Genomic DNA, 18,020 nt, shown 5'->3' on the forward strand with positions numbered 1-18,020 from the left:
GAGTAAGGTAGTCGAGTGACTTTACCGCTGCATCATGAATCCCACGGAACCCCGTCCAAGCTCCGGCTCTTCACTTCGGAGTCGGTAACGGAAGGGCACCCGGACAAGATCTGCGACCAGATCAGCGACGCCATCCTTGATGCGCTTCTGGCAGCAGACCCCGAGTCCCGCGTGGCTGTTGAGACCATGGCCACCACCGGCTTGGTGCACGTGGCTGGCGAAGTCACCACGGATGCATACGTCGAAATTCCGCAGATCGTCCGCGAGACCATCCTCGGAATCGGCTATGACTCTTCCGCCAACGGCTTCGACGGCGCCCGTTGCGGCGTGTCAGTCTCGATCGGCCAGCAGTCCAACGACATCGCGGGCGGCGTCTTCAACTCCCTCGAAGCCCGCGAAGGCCGCCAGGAGGATGACTACGACCTCCAAGGCGCCGGTGACCAGGGCATCATGTTCGGCTACGCGAGCGACGAAACCCCGTCCTACATGCCAACGCCCATTTGGCTGGCCCACCGCCTCTCCGAGCGGCTCACTGAAGTTCGCAAGAGCGGCGAACTGGCCTACCTCCGCCCTGACGGCAAGACGCAGGTGACGGTCGGATACGACCGGGACCGCCCCGTTTCCGTTGAAACGGTGGTTATCTCCAGCCAGCACGCCGAAGGAACCCACCTTGACCGCTTGCGCGCTGACCTCGCCGCGCACGTGATCGATCCGGTCCTGGCAGTGTCCAACCTGGATATCTCCCACGTCGCGAACATCCTGAACCCCGCCGGCGCCTTCGTCATCGGCGGACCTGTCGGTGATGCCGGACTGACCGGCCGCAAGATCATTGTTGACACTTATGGCGGCATGGCCCGCCACGGCGGCGGTGCTTTCTCCGGCAAGGATCCGTCGAAGGTTGACCGTTCGGCCGCCTACGCGATGCGCTGGGTAGCCAAGAACGTCGTGGCCGCAGGCCTGGCGAAGCGCGCCGAAATCCAGATCGCTTACGCGATCGGCCAGGCGCGTCCTGTCGGCACGTACGTCGAGACCTTCGGTACCGAGACTGTTGACCCGGCCAAGATCAGCGAAGCAATTGCGGAGATCTTCGACCTCCGCCCGCGCGCCATCATTGACGCCCTTGACCTCAAGCGCCCCATCTACGCCAAGACGGCAGCGCACGGACACTTCGGCCGCGACGAGCCCGATTTCACGTGGGAGCGCCTGGACCGGGTGGACGAGTTGAAGGAATTCTTCAACGCCTGATCTGGACCCCCCTCATGACGGTCCGGGCCGGCCAGGTACTGGTCCGCTAAGGGCAAAATTGTCGGTGGTGTCTGCTTGGCTTGACCCAAGATTGAGCCCGTCGCTGGCATTCGGCACTTGAGGGAGGTGACAAGGATGAGCGATGATTCGCTCCTTCCCTTTGCCATGGCGTTGCCCTCGCCGGCCCGTCAGCCGTCCTTGCTGCAGGGATTCCCGGCCCGCGGGAGCGACGCCGGCGGGCCAGCCCTCGCAGCAGGCAATCCGGTGGCACGGGTCCTGGTTGAATCGCCCCTGCCGCATTTGGACCGGCCTTTTGACTACAGTGTCCCGGCTGAGTTCGCAGACACCGCGTTGGCGGGCGTGCGGGTCAAAGTGCGTTTCAGCGGACAGGAACTTAACGGTTATGTGCTGGAGCGTGCGGAGTCGTCGGAGGCCGGGCACGCACTGAGTCCGCTGCTCAAGGTGATTTCATCAGTCCAAGTGCTGACACCGCCCTTGCTGGAACTTGCCTCCAGCGTCGCGGCCCGCTACGCCGGGACGTTGAGCGACGTCCTCCGGACAGCCATCCCGCCGCGGGTCGCGGGCCTGGAGAAGCTGCTCCTTTCCGGTGTGTCGCTCCTGGAGGAGCAAACCGAGGCCGCCGCCCCTGCTGCCGGCGCGGTGTCCCCGCCTCAAGCAATGTGGGCTTCCTACACCAACGGAGTACCGTACCTGCAGCACCTGGCCGGAGGCGGCTCGCCCAGGGCTGTCCTCACCGCCGTGCAGGGCTTTGGAGCCGCCGGCTGGCCCGAACTTGTGGCGTCTGCGGTGGCGGCAGTCCGATCCTCAGGGCGGGGCGCCGTCGTCGTTGTGCCCGACTACCGTGATCTTGACCGCATGGAAGCCGCGCTTGACGCCGTCTTGCCGGCAGGGGAAATCGCACGGCTGACGGCCGACGACGGTCAGTCCCCGCGGTACCGGAGCTACCTTCGGCTACTGAGCGGAGCAGCCAAAGTGGCGATCGGTACGCGGTCCGCCGCGTACGCTCCAGTCCAGGACCTTGGACTTGTGGTCTGTTGGGACGACGGCAACGACCTCCACATCGACCAGCGCGCTCCTTACGCCCACACCCGCGAAATCCTGCTTTTGCGCTCCGAACAGGAATCTGCGGCATGCCTCATGGCCGCGCACAGCCGCAGCACCGAGCTTCAGCGACTGGTCGAAGGCGGCTGGGCTGTGCCAGTGGAACCCCCTCGGACGGTGGTGCGCGCCCGCGCGCCGCGCGTGCTCAACACGGCGGACAGTTTCGAGCAGGAGCGCGACCCCCTGGCCCGGATTGCACGCTTGCCCGGGGCCGCGTGGCGTGCGGCGAAGGACGGGCTGGAACGTGGACCTGTCCTGGTACAGGTGGCCCGGGCCGGTTACGCGCCGTCGTTGGTCTGCGAGGATTGCCGCGAGCCCGCCAGGTGCAACACGTGCCAAGGGCCCCTCGCAATCGCCGGTCAATCGGCCCTGCCGCAATGCCGCTGGTGCTCCACCCCGGCTCCCGACTGGCGTTGTCGCCATTGCGGCGGGGGCCGTCTTCGCAGAGGGGCCGCCGGGGTGCTCCGGACCGCTGAAGAGCTAGGCAGGGCTTTTCCGGGCAAGGCCGTGGTGACTTCCTCAGGAGACCAGGTCAAAACCACTGTTTCAGATGCCCACGCGCTGGTAGTGGCCACCGTGGGCGCTGAACCCGTCGCACCCGGCGGCTATGCGGCAGCGCTGCTCCTGGATGGCAATTCGCTCCTCCGCCGGGAGAATCTTCGTGCCGGCGAGGACACCGTGCGGCGATGGTTCAACGCGGCCGCGCTCGTGCGCCCTGCGGGCGAAGGCGGGCTCGTAGTCATTACTGCCGACGACACCACCGCGACAGGCGCCCTCCTGCGCTGGGACCCGGCAGGGTATGCCTCCCGGGAGCTGGTGCTGCGGCAGGAACTTCAGTTGCCGCCAGCGGTGCGGATCGCGTCCGCCACCGGCAAACGGGCCGACGTCGTCCACTTCACCGAGGGCCTTGCCAGGAACATCCAGCTGCGCACCGCTGGCCCCGCAGCCGTTTCGCTCGCACTGTCAGCACAGCGTGCATCAGCGCAAGACGGCGATCCGGACGTCCGGACCCTGTTCTTCATTCCCTATGCCCAAGCGGCCGAAGCCACCAAGGCCATGCGCGCAGTCAAAGCAGCCAGTGCGGCGAAGCGCACCTCGGGGCCGGTGCAACTGCGGCTCGACGGCGTTGACGTCCTCTAGCGCTTGCGGCTGCGCATCGCCACCACTTCTTCGGCCACCGCCAGCAGTTGACGGGCAGACTCGTCCCAGTTGAAGTCGGCGGCGCGTTCCACTGAACGGCGTGAGCGCGCTTGCCAGAGTTCCTCATCTTCAAGGGCCCTGACGGCCGCAGCGAATTCGGCGGGTGATTCCGGGTGCACATAGCTCACGGCATCCGCACCGACTTCCCGGAAGATGGGAATGTCGCTGGCGATGACGGGAGTGCCAAGTGCCATGGCCTCAACCAGGGGCAGCCCGTAGCCTTCCGCCTTGGACAGGCTGATGAGGGCGGTGGCCCGGATCAACAGGGAATCGTACTCGGCGTCGGTGACGCCGTTGTGGAATTCCACCCGCGCACCCGGCGGCACCAAGGGCTCCAGCTCGGCACGGCGCATGGGGGTGATCCTGCTCAGCAGATGCAGTGTGAATCCAGGCAATTCGGACATGCCCTGGATCATGGTCTCCACGTTCTTGTACGGCATGAACGAGCCCATGTAGAGCAGGGACTTCTCGGCGCCGCCCTCTGGATCACGCGGCGTTTGGCCCGGCTGTGGCGCGTTGCCCACGATCCGGACGGGGCGGCGGGTCAAATTGAACTTCGCCATGAGCGACTCGGTAGTGTGGCTGATGGTCGCAACGATGTCGGCCCGATTGAGAAGCAAGCGCTGCGGCCAGTAGGCCTTGTGGTAGAGCCGCCACAGCAACCGCACTGGTGCGGGCAGGAAGCCCGGAGGGGCCGGGTGCTCATAGTAGATGAGGTCGTGCAGGGTCAGGACCAAGCCATACTTCCGGCCCAGGGTTCCCATGGTCTGCATCGGGCAAACCACCACGTCGGCGCCGAGCTTGTTGACTTCCCGCGCCACGAATAGTTCGCGCGGCGACAGCGGGCTGCTGATGAGCACGTAGGGGACGTCCGGGAGAAGCGCCAACTGGCGTTTGTCGCTGATGAGCATGCTGACATCCGCGATTTTGGACGCCGCCGCTATCAGGCTCGAACCGTAGCGGCTGATGCCGTCATGATGGTCCGTACGGGTGAAGCGGGCGTCGATGACGATTTTCACGCGGGGTGTTCCTCCAGGAAGCTTCGGATGGCGGCGGCGGCCGACGCCGGTGTCTCGTAGTGGATCAAATGCCCGACGTCGGGAATCACTACCAGCTCGCCGTCGGGCAATAGCTCCAGCAGTTTGTGCTGGTCCCGGAGCAGCGCGATCTCATCCTTTTCGCCTGCCACCAGCAGCACCGGGAGGTCCAGTTGGCTGGCAACCTCGGCCACATGGCTGGACACGGAGGCCCTGAAGGACTCCAGAAGGCTGGCACGGTCGGCGAAGGCGGAGAAGTACGCATCGTGCTGCCCATGGACGAAAGCACGGAGTTCCTTGTCGCGGGTCTTGGCCATAGTGGCGCTCATGACCCGAACAATCAGGCGGCTGCGCAACACAGCGAGACCCAGCCTGCGCGGGAGCTTGGCAGAGACCTGGTAGTACATGACGGCCAGCTTGGTCATGATGCCCTTGGGCCCCTCAAGCGCAGGTGCCGCGATGGGATTGACCAGGATCAGGGGGCGGATTGCACCCGGGTTCGAGGCGGCGAAATGGCTGGCGACGATGGATCCGAACGAATGACCGAGCAAAACCGTGTCCGGCCCGAGACCCAGGGCCGCCATGAAGCCGGTGATGAACTTTCCATAGCGTTCCACCGTGTGGGGGTCTCCGGCAAAAGGTTCCGAACTGCCGAAGCCCGGAAGGTCCGGCATGATGATCCGCATTTCGGGCAAATGGTCTGCTACCCGGAGCAGGCCGTGGTGGTCGCCGCGGAAACCGTGGATGACCAGGATGGTTCGTGTATCCGCCGTCGTGGCGACCGGTTCGTAGCACCAATACGCCACGTTGCTGCCGTCGAGGTCAAGGTCGGAGGCACTGGTCCGGGAGGCCAGGGCCTTGCTGAAGAACTCCCGTGGGGAGGCTGGGGTGGGTTCGGGGGAGTGGGTGTCCACTTGTTCCATTCGTCGGGTCCTAGTTGACGTTGTCCGGGTGTGAGCCGGTGCGATGGTGGCGTTCGAGGGTGGCAATGCCGTCCATGTCCTCCGCATCAAGCTCGAAGCTGAAGACATTGAAGTTCTCCTGGATGCGAGCCGCGGTGCTCGCTTTGGGAATCACGATGTTCCCCAGCTGGAGGTGCCAGCGGATGATGATTTGTGCAGGCGTCTTGCCATACTTGTCCGCCAGCGCGCGCACGGCCGGATCCTGGAGGACTTGTCCGCGCCCCAACGGACTCCAGGCCTCGGTGCGGATACGCAACTGCTCGTGCAGGGTCCGGAGTCGGGGCTGCTGCAGCCATGGGTGCAGTTCAATCTGGTTCACGGCTGGAACCACTTCGGCCTTCTGCATCAGCGATTCAAGGTGGGCCGGCTGGAAATTGGAGACACCGATCGCGCGCACGCGGCCTTCACGGTACAAGGTCTCCATGGCCCGGTAGCTCTCCTGGAACAGGCCGCGCCCGGCGCAAGGCCAGTGGATCAGGTACAGATCGACGTAGTCCAGGCCGAGATTGGCCATGGAGTTATCGAAAGCCCGGAGAGTGGAGTCATAGCCGTGATCGTCATTCCAGAGCTTCGTGGTGACAAAGACGTCTTCGCGGGAGAGCGAGTGCGTGCCCTCCCCGGAGCCTCCTGTGTTGCCATCCACACCGGCCGGGGGTATCACGGCGCTTCCTATGCCGCGGCCAACGCCGGTCTCGTTGCCATACATGGCGGCGGTATCGAAGTGCCTGTAGCCGGCGCCTAGCGCAGTGGCGACCAAAGAAGTGGCGTCGGCCGGTGGCACCTTGTAGAGCCCGAACCCCAACTGGTCAATCAGGACGCCGTTGTTGAGACTGAGCCTAGGCGAGGGTTTCATAGCCAAGACTCTACCTACCTCGATGCCGGGAATGATTCAGGACCAGTGAAATATTCAGGACGGGCTCCCGAAACTCACGAGGCGTTTTGCGGTGGCCTCGTCCAGGATCAGATCCGTGGCCAGCCTAGCCGCCAAGGCGCCACGCAGGCCGTTGATCTTGGATGCGCCCGAAACGACGCAGATGCGGCGCCGCACCTGCCTTAGTTGCTCGTGGCTTGGACCGGTGGAACGTTCGTTAAGGGTGATCCCGTCGGAAGAGCCGTCGGCACGGAAGAAGACGGTGGCGACGTCCCCTACGACGTCGGAGCTGGCCAGCAGATTGAGGTCGGTTTCATCGAGGTAGCCGCCCGCGTAGACGTGGCTGGGGTAGTCCGAATGGACCGAACCAACACCGAAGATCGCGATGCTCATCCTGGCTTGGAGGTCGAGCACTCGTTGGACGCTGCGCTCATTCCACATGGCGGTCTTGGTGGAAGCGTGGTCGAAGAAAGCAGGAACCGGGAACTGTTCCACCCGTGCGCCATAGGCAATACCGAAACGGCGCATGATGTCGCTCGCGTAGGTGATGCCGGTAGTCTGCATGTTCCCGGCACCGTTGAGCTGCACGATAGTGCTGTCGTGCGTGATCTTGCGGGTCAGGTGCCGGCTGACGGCGCTGATGGTCGCACCCCAGGCCACGCCGATAATGGCGTTGGAATCGACAAGCGGACCGATGGTCCGAGCTGCCTGCATCGCCACCCGGTCGAGGGTTTCCGCCTCGTTCAAGGTGTCCAAGACAGGCACCACGTGTACATCGACGCCATAGCGGCTGCGGATCATCCGCTCCAGTTCCGGGGCGGAGTCCAGTGGACTGCGGATCTGGATCTGCACCAGTCCCGACTCCCGGGCCGAGGCCAGCAACCGGGAAACTGTTGAACGCGAAGTCCTCAGTTCGCGGGCGATGGCGTCCATCGTCAGGTCTTGGAGGTAGTACATCTGCGCTGCCCGGAGGGCCTCTGAATGTCGTACTCGTGGCATCTCAGTTCCGTTCTGCACGTTTGTGCAAATAGCTTGATTTCATTTTCCACTCTTTCGAAGAATAGTTGTGCAAGGTGCGCCGTCAAGTGATGCAGCGCTCATACCAAAGCCCAAGGGAGCAGTTTTGGGACACAACAGCATTTCCGGTTCCGCAGCGGGATCATCACGTCGAACCGCCACTTCGGCACTTCGCGAACGGCCGAAAGCCCAGGTGCTCATCATCGGAGGCGGCATCAACGGTGTGGGCACATTCCGTGATCTGGCACTGCAAGGCGTGGACGTCGCACTCGTGGAGCGCGGTGACTACTGCCAGGGCGCCAGCGGAGCTTCGTCCCATATGATCCACGGCGGTATCCGCTACCTCGAGAATGGCGAATTCCGCCTCGTGCAGGAATCCGTGGTCGAGCGCAACCGCCTCCTGAAGATCGCCCCCCACTACGTGAAGCCGTTGCAGACAACAATCCCCATCTTCAGCACCTTTTCCGGGATACTGTCCGCCCCCACACGGTTCCTCACGCACAAGCAAGGCAAGCCCAAGGAACGCGGCGCATTCCTCATCAAGCTCGGACTGAGCATGTACGACTTCTTCTCCCGCGACGGCGGCAGCGTGCCGCGCCACCAGTTCCGGGGCAGGGAGAGGGCGCTGGCCGAGTTGCCGCAGCTGCACCCCGGCATCAAATACGCAGCCACCTATTTTGACGCCTCCGTGCACAATCCAGAGCGCCTGACGCTCGATGTGCTCCAGGACGGCGAGAAGGCGGGCAGCGGAAGTAGCCTGCCAGGTGGCAGCGCCCGCGCCAGCAACTACGTCTCGCTTGTATCGATGGACTCAGCCGCCGGCGCGGCCGGCGCTGTTTTGCTGCGTGATGAACTCACCGGTGAAGAATTCAGCTTCCAGGCTGACGTCATCGTGAACACGACCGGTGCATGGGTTGACCTCACCAACGACGCCATGGGAGCCGCGAGCCATTTCATGGGCGGAACCAAGGGCTCCCACATCGTGCTGGATCACCCGGAACTGCTTGCAGCCTGCGGCGGCCGGGAGATCTTCTTCGAGCATACGGACGGACGGATCGTCCTGATCTATCCAATGGGTGACCGTGTCCTTGTGGGCACCACCGACGTCGACGCCGACATGGGCCAGGACGCCGTGTGCACCGAAGCGGAGGTTGACTACTTCTTCGACCTCGTGGGGCACGTCTTCCCATCCATCACGGTGGACCGTAGCCACATCGTCTACAGCTTCGCCGGGGTTCGCCCGCTACCGCGCCACGATGATACCCAGCCGGGCTTCGTGTCACGCGATTACCGCATCGAGCGAAGGGAGCGCCAGGCCTCCGGCACTGCGGCCGCCCAAGGCGGCAAGGCCGCCGTCGTCCTCTCATTGATCGGCGGAAAATGGACCACTTTCCGCGCCCTCGCCGAACACCTGAGTAACGACGTCCTCCATGAACTGGGCATGGAACGCAAGGTTTCGACGGCGAAACTAGCCATCGGCGGCGGCTCCGGCTTCCCGAACAGCGAAGACGGCATCCAGGACTGGGTCAAGAAGCACATGGCTCCCGGACTCGACGCCGAACGCGTCAGCGGCTTGCTGACCCGCTACGGTACCCGCGCCGAGGAGGTCATCGCTTTCCTCAAGGCAGGAGAGGACCGGAAACTGCGTTCCACGAATGAACTCAGCGTCCGGGAGCTGGAATTCATGGCCGCCAACGAACAGATCGGGCACCTCGTGGACGTCCTTATTCGCCGCACGTCGCTGGCCTTCCGGGGCCTTGTGACGGGTGAGCTGCTCAACGAAATCGCCGAGGTCCTCTCCGGGCAGCTTGCCTGGGATCCAGCAAAGCGTGACGCGGAAATCCACCACGCACAGGAGGTGCTTCTACGTTTTCATGGCGTGACTGTTCACAGCCTCGTCGCCTGAACGTAATGTACGTCACATCAGCTTGATTGTCCCGGCCATGAAGCCGGGACACAAGGGTTGCGATGCTCCGCTCCGCTAGGGCGCAGCGCAGCCGGGACGGCGCGAACAGACGCCGGACCAACGGCCCCCAACAAATCCGCGGGGCTGACAACAGAAGAAAATGAGGAGTCAAAGATGTCTCTCGGAATTGTTTTCCTTTCCGAAGTGTTCGGAACCGGAATGCTTACCCTGCTCGGTTGCGGCGTTGTGGCAAACGTCGCGCTGAAAGGCACAAAGGGTAACAATGGCGGGTTCCTGATGGTGAATTTTGGCTGGGGCATCGCTGTATTTGCCGGCGTATACGTGGCGGCTATGTCCGGCGCGCACCTGAACCCGGCCGTCACGCTTGGCCTCTTGGTTGACGGCAAAGCCGAGTTCGCTCCAGGGGTAGCCGTGAGCGCGGCGTCCACGTTCACCTACTTCGGTGGAGAACTGACCGGCGCCTTCCTCGGCGCCATCTTCGCGTGGCTAGCCCACAAGCAGCACTTCGACGCCGAGCCGCTGGCAGCAAGCAAACTCGCGGTGTTCTCCACGGGTCCGGCTATCCGGTCATACCCCTGGAACCTCGTCACCGAAATCATCGGCACTTTTGTGCTTGTCTTCGTGATCCTGACCTTCGGCGGCACTCCGTCCGGCCTCGGGCCGCTCGCAGTGGCATTGCTCGTCGTGGGTATCGGCGCATCCCTCGGCGGACCCACGGGCTATGCCATCAACCCTGCCCGTGACCTCGGTCCGCGCATCGCCCACGCCATTCTGCCGATCAAGGGCAAGGGCTCCAGCGACTGGGCATACTCGTGGGTTCCGGTGGTCGGACCGCTCCTGGGCGGGACCATCGCGGGCCTCGTTGCCCACTCAGTGCCGATCATGGCAACCATCGCCAAGTAGTACTCCGCTCAGACACCTATCCCGCATCCACACCCAAGCAATCAGACAAGGACGTCAAAATGTCGCAATACGTCATCGCCATTGACCAGGGAACCACCAGCTCGCGTGCCATCGTTTTCGACCACTCGGGAAACATTGTTTCCTCCGGCCAGATGGAACACGAGCAGATCTTCCCCCAGGCCGGATGGGTGGAGCACAACCCGGTCGAAATCTGGGACAACACCCGTGAGGTCATTGGCTCGGCGCTCTCCAAAGCGAACCTGACCCGGCACGACATCGCCGCTGTCGGCATCACGAACCAGCGCGAAACCGCCGTTGTGTGGGACAAGAACACGGGCGAACCCGTCTACAACGCGATCGTCTGGCAGGACACCCGCACACAGTCAATCGTGGACGAACTGGCCCAGGACGGTGGACCTGAACGCTTTAAGCAGAAGGTCGGCCTGCCCTTGGCAACCTACTTCTCCGGGACCAAGATCAAGTGGATCCTGGATAACGTTGAAGGTGCGCGAGCCAAGGCTGAAGCCGGGGACCTTATCTTCGGCAACACCGACTGCTGGGTTCTGTGGAACCTGACAGGCGGCGTCGACGGCGGCGTGCACGCCACGGACGTCACCAACGCCTCGCGCACCATGTTCATGGACCTCGACACCTTGCAATGGGACCAGGACATCCTGGACACGTTCGGGGTGCCGGCGTCGATGATGCCTGCCATCAAGTCCTCTTCCGAGGTCTACGGCACGGTGCACACGTCCCAATTGCTGCGGGAAGTACCCGTCGCGGGCATCCTCGGTGACCAGCAAGCGGCAACGTTTGGCCAGGCGGCGTTCCAGGCCGGCGAAGCCAAGAACACCTACGGCACCGGCTGCTTCCTGATCTTCAACACGGGCGAGGAGATCGTCCACTCGAAGAACGGCCTCCTGACCACGCTGGGCTACAAGCTGGGCGATGCCAAACCGCACTATGCACTGGAAGGTTCCATCGCCGTCACGGGTTCGTTGATCCAGTGGCTGCGCGACAACCTTGGCTTGATAAGCACCGCTCCCGAGGTGGAGACGCTGGCAGCCGGAGTCGAGGACAACGGCGGCGTCTATATCGTGCCCGCGTTCTCCGGCCTGTTCGCCCCGTACTGGCGTGCTGACGCCCGCGGAGCCATCGTGGGACTGACCCGTTTCGCCAACAAGGGCCACATTGCCCGCGCAGCGCTGGAGGCCACAGCGTTCCAGACCCGCGAAGTGCTCGACGCCGTCAACGCGGACTCGGGCGTTCCGCTGACCGAGTTGAAGGTCGACGGCGGCATGGTCGCCAATGAGGCGCTCATGCAGTTCCAGGCGGACATCCTGGGCGTCCCCGTGGTCCGTCCGAAGGTCGTGGAGACCACGGCCTTGGGTGCTGCCTACGCGGCTGGGCTTGCCGTTGGTTTCTGGAAGGACCTCGGCGAACTCAGTGCCAACTGGGGCGAGGACAAGCGCTGGGAGCCGCAGCTCCCGGCCGAAGAGCAGGAGCGGCAGATGCGCTTGTGGAAGAAGGCTGTTACCAAGTCCATGGATTGGGTTGACGAGGACGTTAAGTAGGTCTCACGCTTACTGTTCGCGCCGCACCTAAGTTAGGGGCCGCCCCGCCTGTTTCGAGGGGGCGGCCCCTGCCCCGCCCGCTTCGCGGTGCCCACCACACCCGGGCGAGGGGCCGCCCCCTCGAAACGCAGTTCACCTACCTCCGTCGAAAGGCGGCTTCCCTCGAACTTTCGGCTACTTGTTGCGTGTTTCCATAAACACGTAACAGGCGGGTAAGGTGGCTGTATGCGTGCGATCCTTCTGCTTAGCTAGCCGCCCGGTGAACGTCGATTTTTAGACATCGCGAACCGAGCGGCCGCCCCTCCTTGCCGAGGGGCTTTTGTGTGTCCGGGACCTTCCGGGGCCCCGGAGCAGGAGGCAAAACCGTCATGGAAGAACAGAAGAGGGCAGCAGTGAGCGTTCAGCCGGAGACAGAAACCGGAGCACAGTCAACAGTGGCAGGCGAGACGCCCGAGGAGGGCGTCTACAGCTTCGCCTCGATGGAAGCCAAGTGGCCGCAGGTCTGGGAAGACCTCAAAGTCTTCACTCCTGCTGATGACGGATCCCGTGAGCGGCGCTATGTCCTCGACATGTTCCCCTACCCTTCAGGCGACCTCCACATGGGCCACGCCGAGGCTTTCGCCATGGGCGATGTGGTGGCACGCTACCTTCGGCAGAAGGGCTTCGACGTCCTGCACCCGATCGGCTGGGACTCCTTTGGCCTGCCGGCAGAGAACGCCGCCATCAAGCGCAACGCCCACCCCAGCGAGTGGACCTACGCCAATATTGACACCCAGGCCGCATCCTTCAAGCGCTACGCCATCTCCGCCGATTGGTCCCGCCGTCTGCATACTTCTGACCCGGAGTACTACCGCTGGACGCAATGGCTGTTCAAGCGTTTCTACGAGCGCGGTCTGGCTTACCGCAAGGATTCCCCGGTCAACTGGTGCCCGAAGGACCTGACCGTACTGGCGAACGAACAAGTGGTCAACGGCGCTTGTGAACGCTGCGGCACGCCCGTAACCAAGAAGTCCCTGAACCAGTGGTATTTCAAGATCACCGATTATGCCGACCGTTTGCTGGACGACATGTCCGAGCTCCAGGGACACTGGCCCGAGCGAGTGCTGGCAATGCAGCGCAACTGGATCGGCCGCTCCGAGGGCGCACACGTCCGGTTCGCGATCGAAGCCACGGACGGCCGCGCCGAACGCGAAGTGACTGTCTTCACCACCCGCCCGGACACCCTGTATGGGGCCACGTTCTTCGTCGTCGCCGCGGACGCGCACCTGGCCTTGGACCTGGTCACGCCCGAACACCACGACTCCCTCATGGCCTACCGCGAAAAGGTCAAGGCCCTGTCGGACATCGAGCGCCAGTCCACTGAGCGCGAGAAGACCGGCGTGTTCACCGGCCGCTACGCCATCAACCCGCTCAACGGCGAAAAGCTGCCTGTCTGGGCCGCCGACTATGTGCTTGCCGACTACGGCACTGGCGCCATCATGGCAGTGCCCGCTCACGACCAGCGCGACCTCGATTTCGCCCGGGCCTTTGGCCTGCCGGTGCGCCCGGTGCTGAACACCGGTGGGGAAGACCCTGCGGAAACCGGCATTGCGACCGCCGGCGAAGGCACCCTGATGAACTCCGGCGAGCTGGACGGATTGTCCAAGGCCGAGGCCATCCCTGCAGCCATCGACATCCTGGAGAAGCTGGGCACGGGGAGAAGTTCGTCAACTTCCGCCTGCGCGACTGGCTCCTGAGCCGCCAGCGTTTCTGGGGTACCCCGATCCCCATCATCCACTGCGCCGAATGCGGCGAGGTGCCGGTACCGGACGACCAGCTTCCTGTCACGCTGCCCGAAAACCTGCGCGGCGAGGCGCTGTCTCCGAGGGGCACGTCCCCCCTCGCCGCGGCACTGGAATGGGTCAACGTAGAGTGCCCGAACTGCGGAAGGGCCGCCCAGCGCGACACGGACACCATGGACACGTTCGTGGACTCGTCCTGGTACTTCCTGCGCTTCGTTTCCCCGCACTACACCGAGGGGCCGTTCGATCCCGCCAAGATCAACGACTGGATGCCGGTCGGCCAGTATGTGGGCGGCGTGGAGCACGCCATCCTGCACTTGCTCTACGCCCGCTTCTTCACCAAGGTCATCCACGACATGGGCCTGCTTGACGCGGACGAACCCTTCAGCGCCTTGCTCAACCAGGGGCAGGTCCTCAACGGCGGCAAGGCCATGAGCAAGTCCCTCGGCAACGGGGTGGATCTTGGCGAGCAACTGGACAAGTTCGGTGTCGACGCCGTCCGCTTGACGATGGTCTTTGCTTCCCCGCCGGAGGACGACGTCGACTGGGCGGACGTCTCGCCGTCGGGCTCGGCAAAGTTCCTTGCCCGTGCCTGGCGCCTTGGCCAGGACGTGGCAAGCGAGCCCGGCGTCGATGTCTCCACTGGTGACCGCGCGCTGCGCACCGTCACCCACAGGACCATCGCCGACGCCGCCGAGCTGTTGGACAACAACAAGTTCAACGTCGTGGTGGCCAAACTGATGGAGCTCGTCAACGCGACCCGCAAGACCATCGACTCCGGTGCCGGTGGCGCAGACCCCGCCGTCCGTGAAGCCGTGGAAGCAGTCGCAGTCATACTCAGCCTCTTCGCGCCATACACGGCCGAGGACCTGTGGAACCAGTTGGGCCACCCGGCCTCCGTGGCGAACGCTGGCTGGCCCTCCCACGATGCCTCTCTTCTTGTCCAGGACACCGTGACTGCTGTCGTGCAAGTCCAGGGGAAGGTCCGCGACCGCCTCGAGGTTTCTCCGGACATCAGCGAAGACGCCCTGCGCGAACTCGCCCTGGCGAGCGAAAACGTGCAGCGGGCACTCGATGGCCGTGGCATCCGCACGGTGATCGTGCGCGCGCCTAAACTGGTCAACATCGTCCCGGCCTAGCCGGGAATGCGGCCGCCGGTGTTTGCCGGCGGCCGGCCAGCAGCCCAGGAGGCACCGTTGACGGACCGCGAACCACCCGCATGGTTGTGGCTCAAGGAACGTTTGGCCCGTCTGCGTCAGTCCACGACGCCGGGTCGCGCCGGAGCTGAATCGCCGCCGGTCGCCGTGCGCACCGCCGTCGTCACTGACTCGGCAGCCGCACTCCCGGCCGAATGGGTCAAGGCGTTCGTTGCGGACGGGCGTCTCGCCGTCGTACCGATGCCGGTCATGGTGGGCGAAGAAATCTACGGCGAGGGTGAAGACGACATCACCGAGACGCTGGCGCTGGCCCTGGCGGCGGGATCGTCCGTGAAGACCTCCAGGCCGTCACCCGGCCAGTTCGAACAGGCCTATCTCGCCGCGCAGTCTCGCGGCTTCGAGGCTGTGGTCTCCATCCATATTTCCGCCGGGCTGTCCGGCACTGCCGATGCCGCCCGGTTGGCTGCGCAGCGTGTTGCAATCCCGGTCGAGGTCATAGACTCCCGAACCGTGGGAATGGCGCAGGGCATGGGTGTCCAAAGTGCGCTCGTTGCCGCAGCAGACGGCCGTTCGGCGACGGAGGTCCGTCGCTTCGCCGAGGAACGATTGAGTCGCACCAAGGTCTACTTCTACGTCCCGAGCCTTGAGCAGCTCCGACGCGGCGGCCGAATCGGCACTGCAGCGTCCTTGCTCGGAACAATGCTGTCCATCAAACCGATACTGGCGGTCGAAGACGGCAAGATCGTGCCGCTCGAAAAGGTGCGCTCGGCGGCCAAGGCCGTCGCTCGGCTTGAAGAAATCGTTGCCACCGACGTCAATTCCCGGCCTGTAGGACAATCGCGGCTCGCCGTGCATCACTTTGGAAACCTGGCAGAGGCCGAACGGCTCGCGGCCCGCCTTGGAGAGAAATGCCTCGGTTGCCCGCCTGCACAGATCAGCGCCCTGCCGGCCGTGCTGGCGGCCCACGCAGGTCTCGGCGTTTTGGCCGTCGTTGTCGGGGAAAGCAGTACACCTGGCGCCACGACGCTCTCTGCGTGACAGTTCGGAAGCCACAACGGATCAGGCGAACACTAGGCGGGGCCACCCGTAGCGGCGGGCGCACGCAGACCCTGAGCGACGGACCTATTTTGTCGTACCCCTCTGGCAGAGTGTTTCCATGGAAGCGATCGGATACTTCGACACCCGGCACGGCCTTGCCTCCCGCGGGTATTTCGGAGTGTCCCGTCATGCCCGTGGTCCGCGCCTGACCGCCGTTCCAGGTCAGCCTCCTGGCCCCGTGGTCTCTGTAGATGTTGGAGATCGGGGCGGCCGGCTGGCCGCTTTGGACGGGGCCGTGGCGGCAGTGAGGTCTTTGGCGGACAAAGCCGCGGACGACGTCGGAGTCCTGGGTTTCGAGGAGGCTGTTGCGTTCGCGTCCGGGGTCGAGGAACTCTCCCGGACCCTGGATTATCTTCAGGTGGTCGCCGCCTCGGCGCTCGACGCGGTACGGAACGATGAACCCGCCGCCAGGCAGGGCTGGACAACGGGCTGGGCTGCCGAGGCGGATAGCGGCTCCGGCACGGGCTGGACCTCCAGGGCCACGGCAGGCGACCCGGACGCGCGGGGTGGTGCCGCCGGCCTGGGCGCCCGGGGCGGGGAGTTCAGGTCCACGGCCGAGCACCTGCGTTCGTTGCTGCGCATCAGTGCCGCCGAGGCCAGGCACCGGCTCGCCCTGGCGGGCGAGCTGCTACCGGGCCGGAGCCTCACCGGGCAAACGGTCCCCGCCCGGCACGGGGAAACGGCCGCGGCGCTGGCGTCCGGGGCGATCGGGTCCCGCTCGGCCGGGATCATCACGATGGCCGTGGAGAAGGTACGTCCGCTGTGCGCCCCGGAGAAGGCCGCGGAAATGGAACACGCCCTGGCCCGCACCGCGGAGGAAAACGATCAGGATTTCCTGGCCAGGGTTGCCCGGCGCTGGGTCGAGGCGATCGACCAGGACGGCCCGGAACCGTCCGAAGAATCCCTCCGCCACCATCAAGGGGCGTTCCTGCGCCGTCCCAAGCACGGACTGGCGCATGTGGAGATCTTCGCCACCACCGAGCAATACGAACACCTGCTCACGGTCATGAACACCGCCGCCAACCCCCGCACCCGCACACCCCAGAGCACGGTTCCTGGCTGCGTGGAACCCTCCGGCGACCCGTCCGGCGATTCCTCCGGCGAGGCATCAGACATTGCAGCGCCGCTGGACAATGCCGGGCCGCCGGACCGGCGTTCGAGGGCGCAGAAGCTCCTGGACGGTTTGATCGGCGCCTGCCGACTCGCCCTGGCCACGGGGTCCCTGCCCGCTGCGGGCGGCCACCGCCCGCAGATCCTGGCCACCATCGACCACCGCGAACTCTTCACCCAATACGGCCGGGATCCGCAGCCCGGGCAACCTTTGCGGTCCGGGCAACCTTCACCGTCCGGGCATTTTTCGCAGTCCTGTCAGCCCGCCCTGTTCAACCACCCCCGGCAGGGCGGGGGCACCGGGTCCTTCACGTTCACCGGTCCCGTCCCGGCAGCCACGTTGCGCAAACTCGCCTGCGACGCGGACATCATCCCCGTGGTCCTGGGCGGCGAGGGCCAGGTGCTGGACATCGGACGGGCCTCAAGGATCTTCCCGCCGCACCTCCGCAAGGCCATCACAGCGCGGGACAAGGGCTGTGCTTTCCCCCGGTGCACCATGCCGGCACCGTGGTGCGAGGCCCACCACATCGAGTATTGGTCCCGCGGCGGACCCACCAGCGCCGCCAACGGGACGTTGCTCTGCAGCCACCACCATCACCTGATCCACAAGGAAGACTGGCGCATCCAGGTCCGCAACCAGATCCCTTGGTTCATCCCGCCACCCCACACCGACCCGGACCGGAAACCCCGAAGAAACCACTACTTCCAGACATGACCCCGAAACGGGCGGTGACCTGCGCCCACTGATCCTCCACAGGCACTCTGTGGCGGCCCTGTCCACATAGCGCCGGTCCGGGCTGCTGCTGCGAGCTCGGACGTTCTAGGCTCCTGGATATGCCACGTAGGAACCGAGCCTCACCCGCAGACGATGCTGCGTGTGCCGCCCGGCTCCGATTCGCTGTTCGTCTTGCACCACCGTCGGACCAGGAGGCCGTCGCCCAACCGAGCCACGACGACAGGCCGAGCCACGACAACGAAACGGAACCTTTGCTTCCATTGCACACCTTGATGTCGAC

11 protein-coding genes and 1 pseudogene are annotated in these 18,020 nt (G+C 64.6%); 8 read left to right on the forward strand and 4 right to left on the reverse strand.

The window, feature by feature from the left end:
• Positions 1-15: 15 nt before the first annotated feature.
• On the forward strand, positions 16-1,245 hold the full coding sequence (metK, locus tag ACX5I4_RS11145) for a methionine adenosyltransferase (RefSeq protein ID WP_461836717.1): 1,230 nt from the start codon (positions 16-18) through the stop codon (positions 1,243-1,245).
• Between the two features lie 135 nt (positions 1,246-1,380).
• The gene (locus ACX5I4_RS11150; protein ID WP_461836718.1) at positions 1,381-3,507 is read left to right on the forward strand and encodes a primosomal protein N'; all 2,127 of its coding nucleotides are present in this window, start codon (positions 1,381-1,383) and stop codon (positions 3,505-3,507) included.
• On the opposite strand, the gene ACX5I4_RS11155 is transcribed toward ACX5I4_RS11150, so the two are convergent.
• From ACX5I4_RS11155 to ACX5I4_RS11170, 4 genes are read right to left on the reverse strand one after another with little or no spacing between them, the layout of a single operon-like run.
• On the reverse strand, positions 3,504-4,586 hold the full coding sequence (locus ACX5I4_RS11155) for a glycosyltransferase family 4 protein (RefSeq protein ID WP_461836719.1): 1,083 nt from the start codon (positions 4,584-4,586) through the stop codon (positions 3,504-3,506). The two genes, ACX5I4_RS11150 and ACX5I4_RS11155, sit on opposite strands and share 4 nt — an antisense overlap.
• Positions 4,583-5,527: an alpha/beta fold hydrolase gene (locus tag ACX5I4_RS11160; protein WP_461836720.1), complete on the reverse strand. Its 945-nt coding sequence runs from the start codon at positions 5,525-5,527 to the stop codon at positions 4,583-4,585. The genes ACX5I4_RS11155 and ACX5I4_RS11160 overlap by 4 nt, the downstream gene beginning before the upstream one ends.
• 10 nt (positions 5,528-5,537) lie before the next feature.
• Complete coding sequence (locus ACX5I4_RS11165; RefSeq protein ID WP_461836721.1) at positions 5,538-6,419, reverse strand: aldo/keto reductase; 882 nt, start codon at positions 6,417-6,419, stop codon at positions 5,538-5,540.
• A 54-nt stretch (positions 6,420-6,473) separates the two neighbouring features.
• The gene (locus ACX5I4_RS11170; protein ID WP_461836722.1) at positions 6,474-7,436 is read right to left on the reverse strand and encodes a sugar-binding transcriptional regulator; all 963 of its coding nucleotides are present in this window, start codon (positions 7,434-7,436) and stop codon (positions 6,474-6,476) included.
• A 124-nt stretch (positions 7,437-7,560) separates the two neighbouring features.
• On the opposite strand from ACX5I4_RS11170, the gene ACX5I4_RS11175 reads away from it, so the two are divergent.
• The 6 genes and pseudogenes from ACX5I4_RS11175 to ACX5I4_RS11200 all read left to right on the forward strand — a co-directional run bounded on the left by ACX5I4_RS11175 (position 7,561) and on the right by ACX5I4_RS11200 (position 17,719).
• Entirely contained in the window at positions 7,561-9,360 is a 1,800-nt protein-coding gene (locus ACX5I4_RS11175; RefSeq protein WP_461836723.1) for a glycerol-3-phosphate dehydrogenase/oxidase, read from the forward strand.
• Positions 9,361-9,534: 174 nt separating this feature from the next.
• Entirely contained in the window at positions 9,535-10,284 is a 750-nt protein-coding gene (locus ACX5I4_RS11180) for an MIP/aquaporin family protein (protein ID WP_184735076.1), read from the forward strand.
• A 59-nt stretch (positions 10,285-10,343) separates the two neighbouring features.
• A complete protein-coding gene (gene glpK / locus ACX5I4_RS11185) occupies positions 10,344-11,858 on the forward strand; it encodes a glycerol kinase GlpK (RefSeq protein ID WP_461836724.1) in 1,515 nt (504 codons plus the stop codon).
• 392 nt (positions 11,859-12,250) lie between these two features.
• Positions 12,251-14,778: pseudogene (gene leuS, locus ACX5I4_RS11190) on the forward strand (leucine--tRNA ligase).
• 57 nt (positions 14,779-14,835) lie between these two features.
• Entirely contained in the window at positions 14,836-15,834 is a 999-nt protein-coding gene (locus ACX5I4_RS11195; protein WP_461836725.1) for a DegV family protein, read from the forward strand.
• A 118-nt stretch (positions 15,835-15,952) separates the two neighbouring features.
• Positions 15,953-17,719: an HNH endonuclease signature motif containing protein gene (locus tag ACX5I4_RS11200; RefSeq protein ID WP_461836726.1), complete on the forward strand. Its 1,767-nt coding sequence runs from the start codon at positions 15,953-15,955 to the stop codon at positions 17,717-17,719.
• Positions 17,720-18,020 lie beyond the last annotated feature (301 nt).

It is taken from the genome of Arthrobacter sp. MMS24-S77 (genome assembly GCF_054888235.1).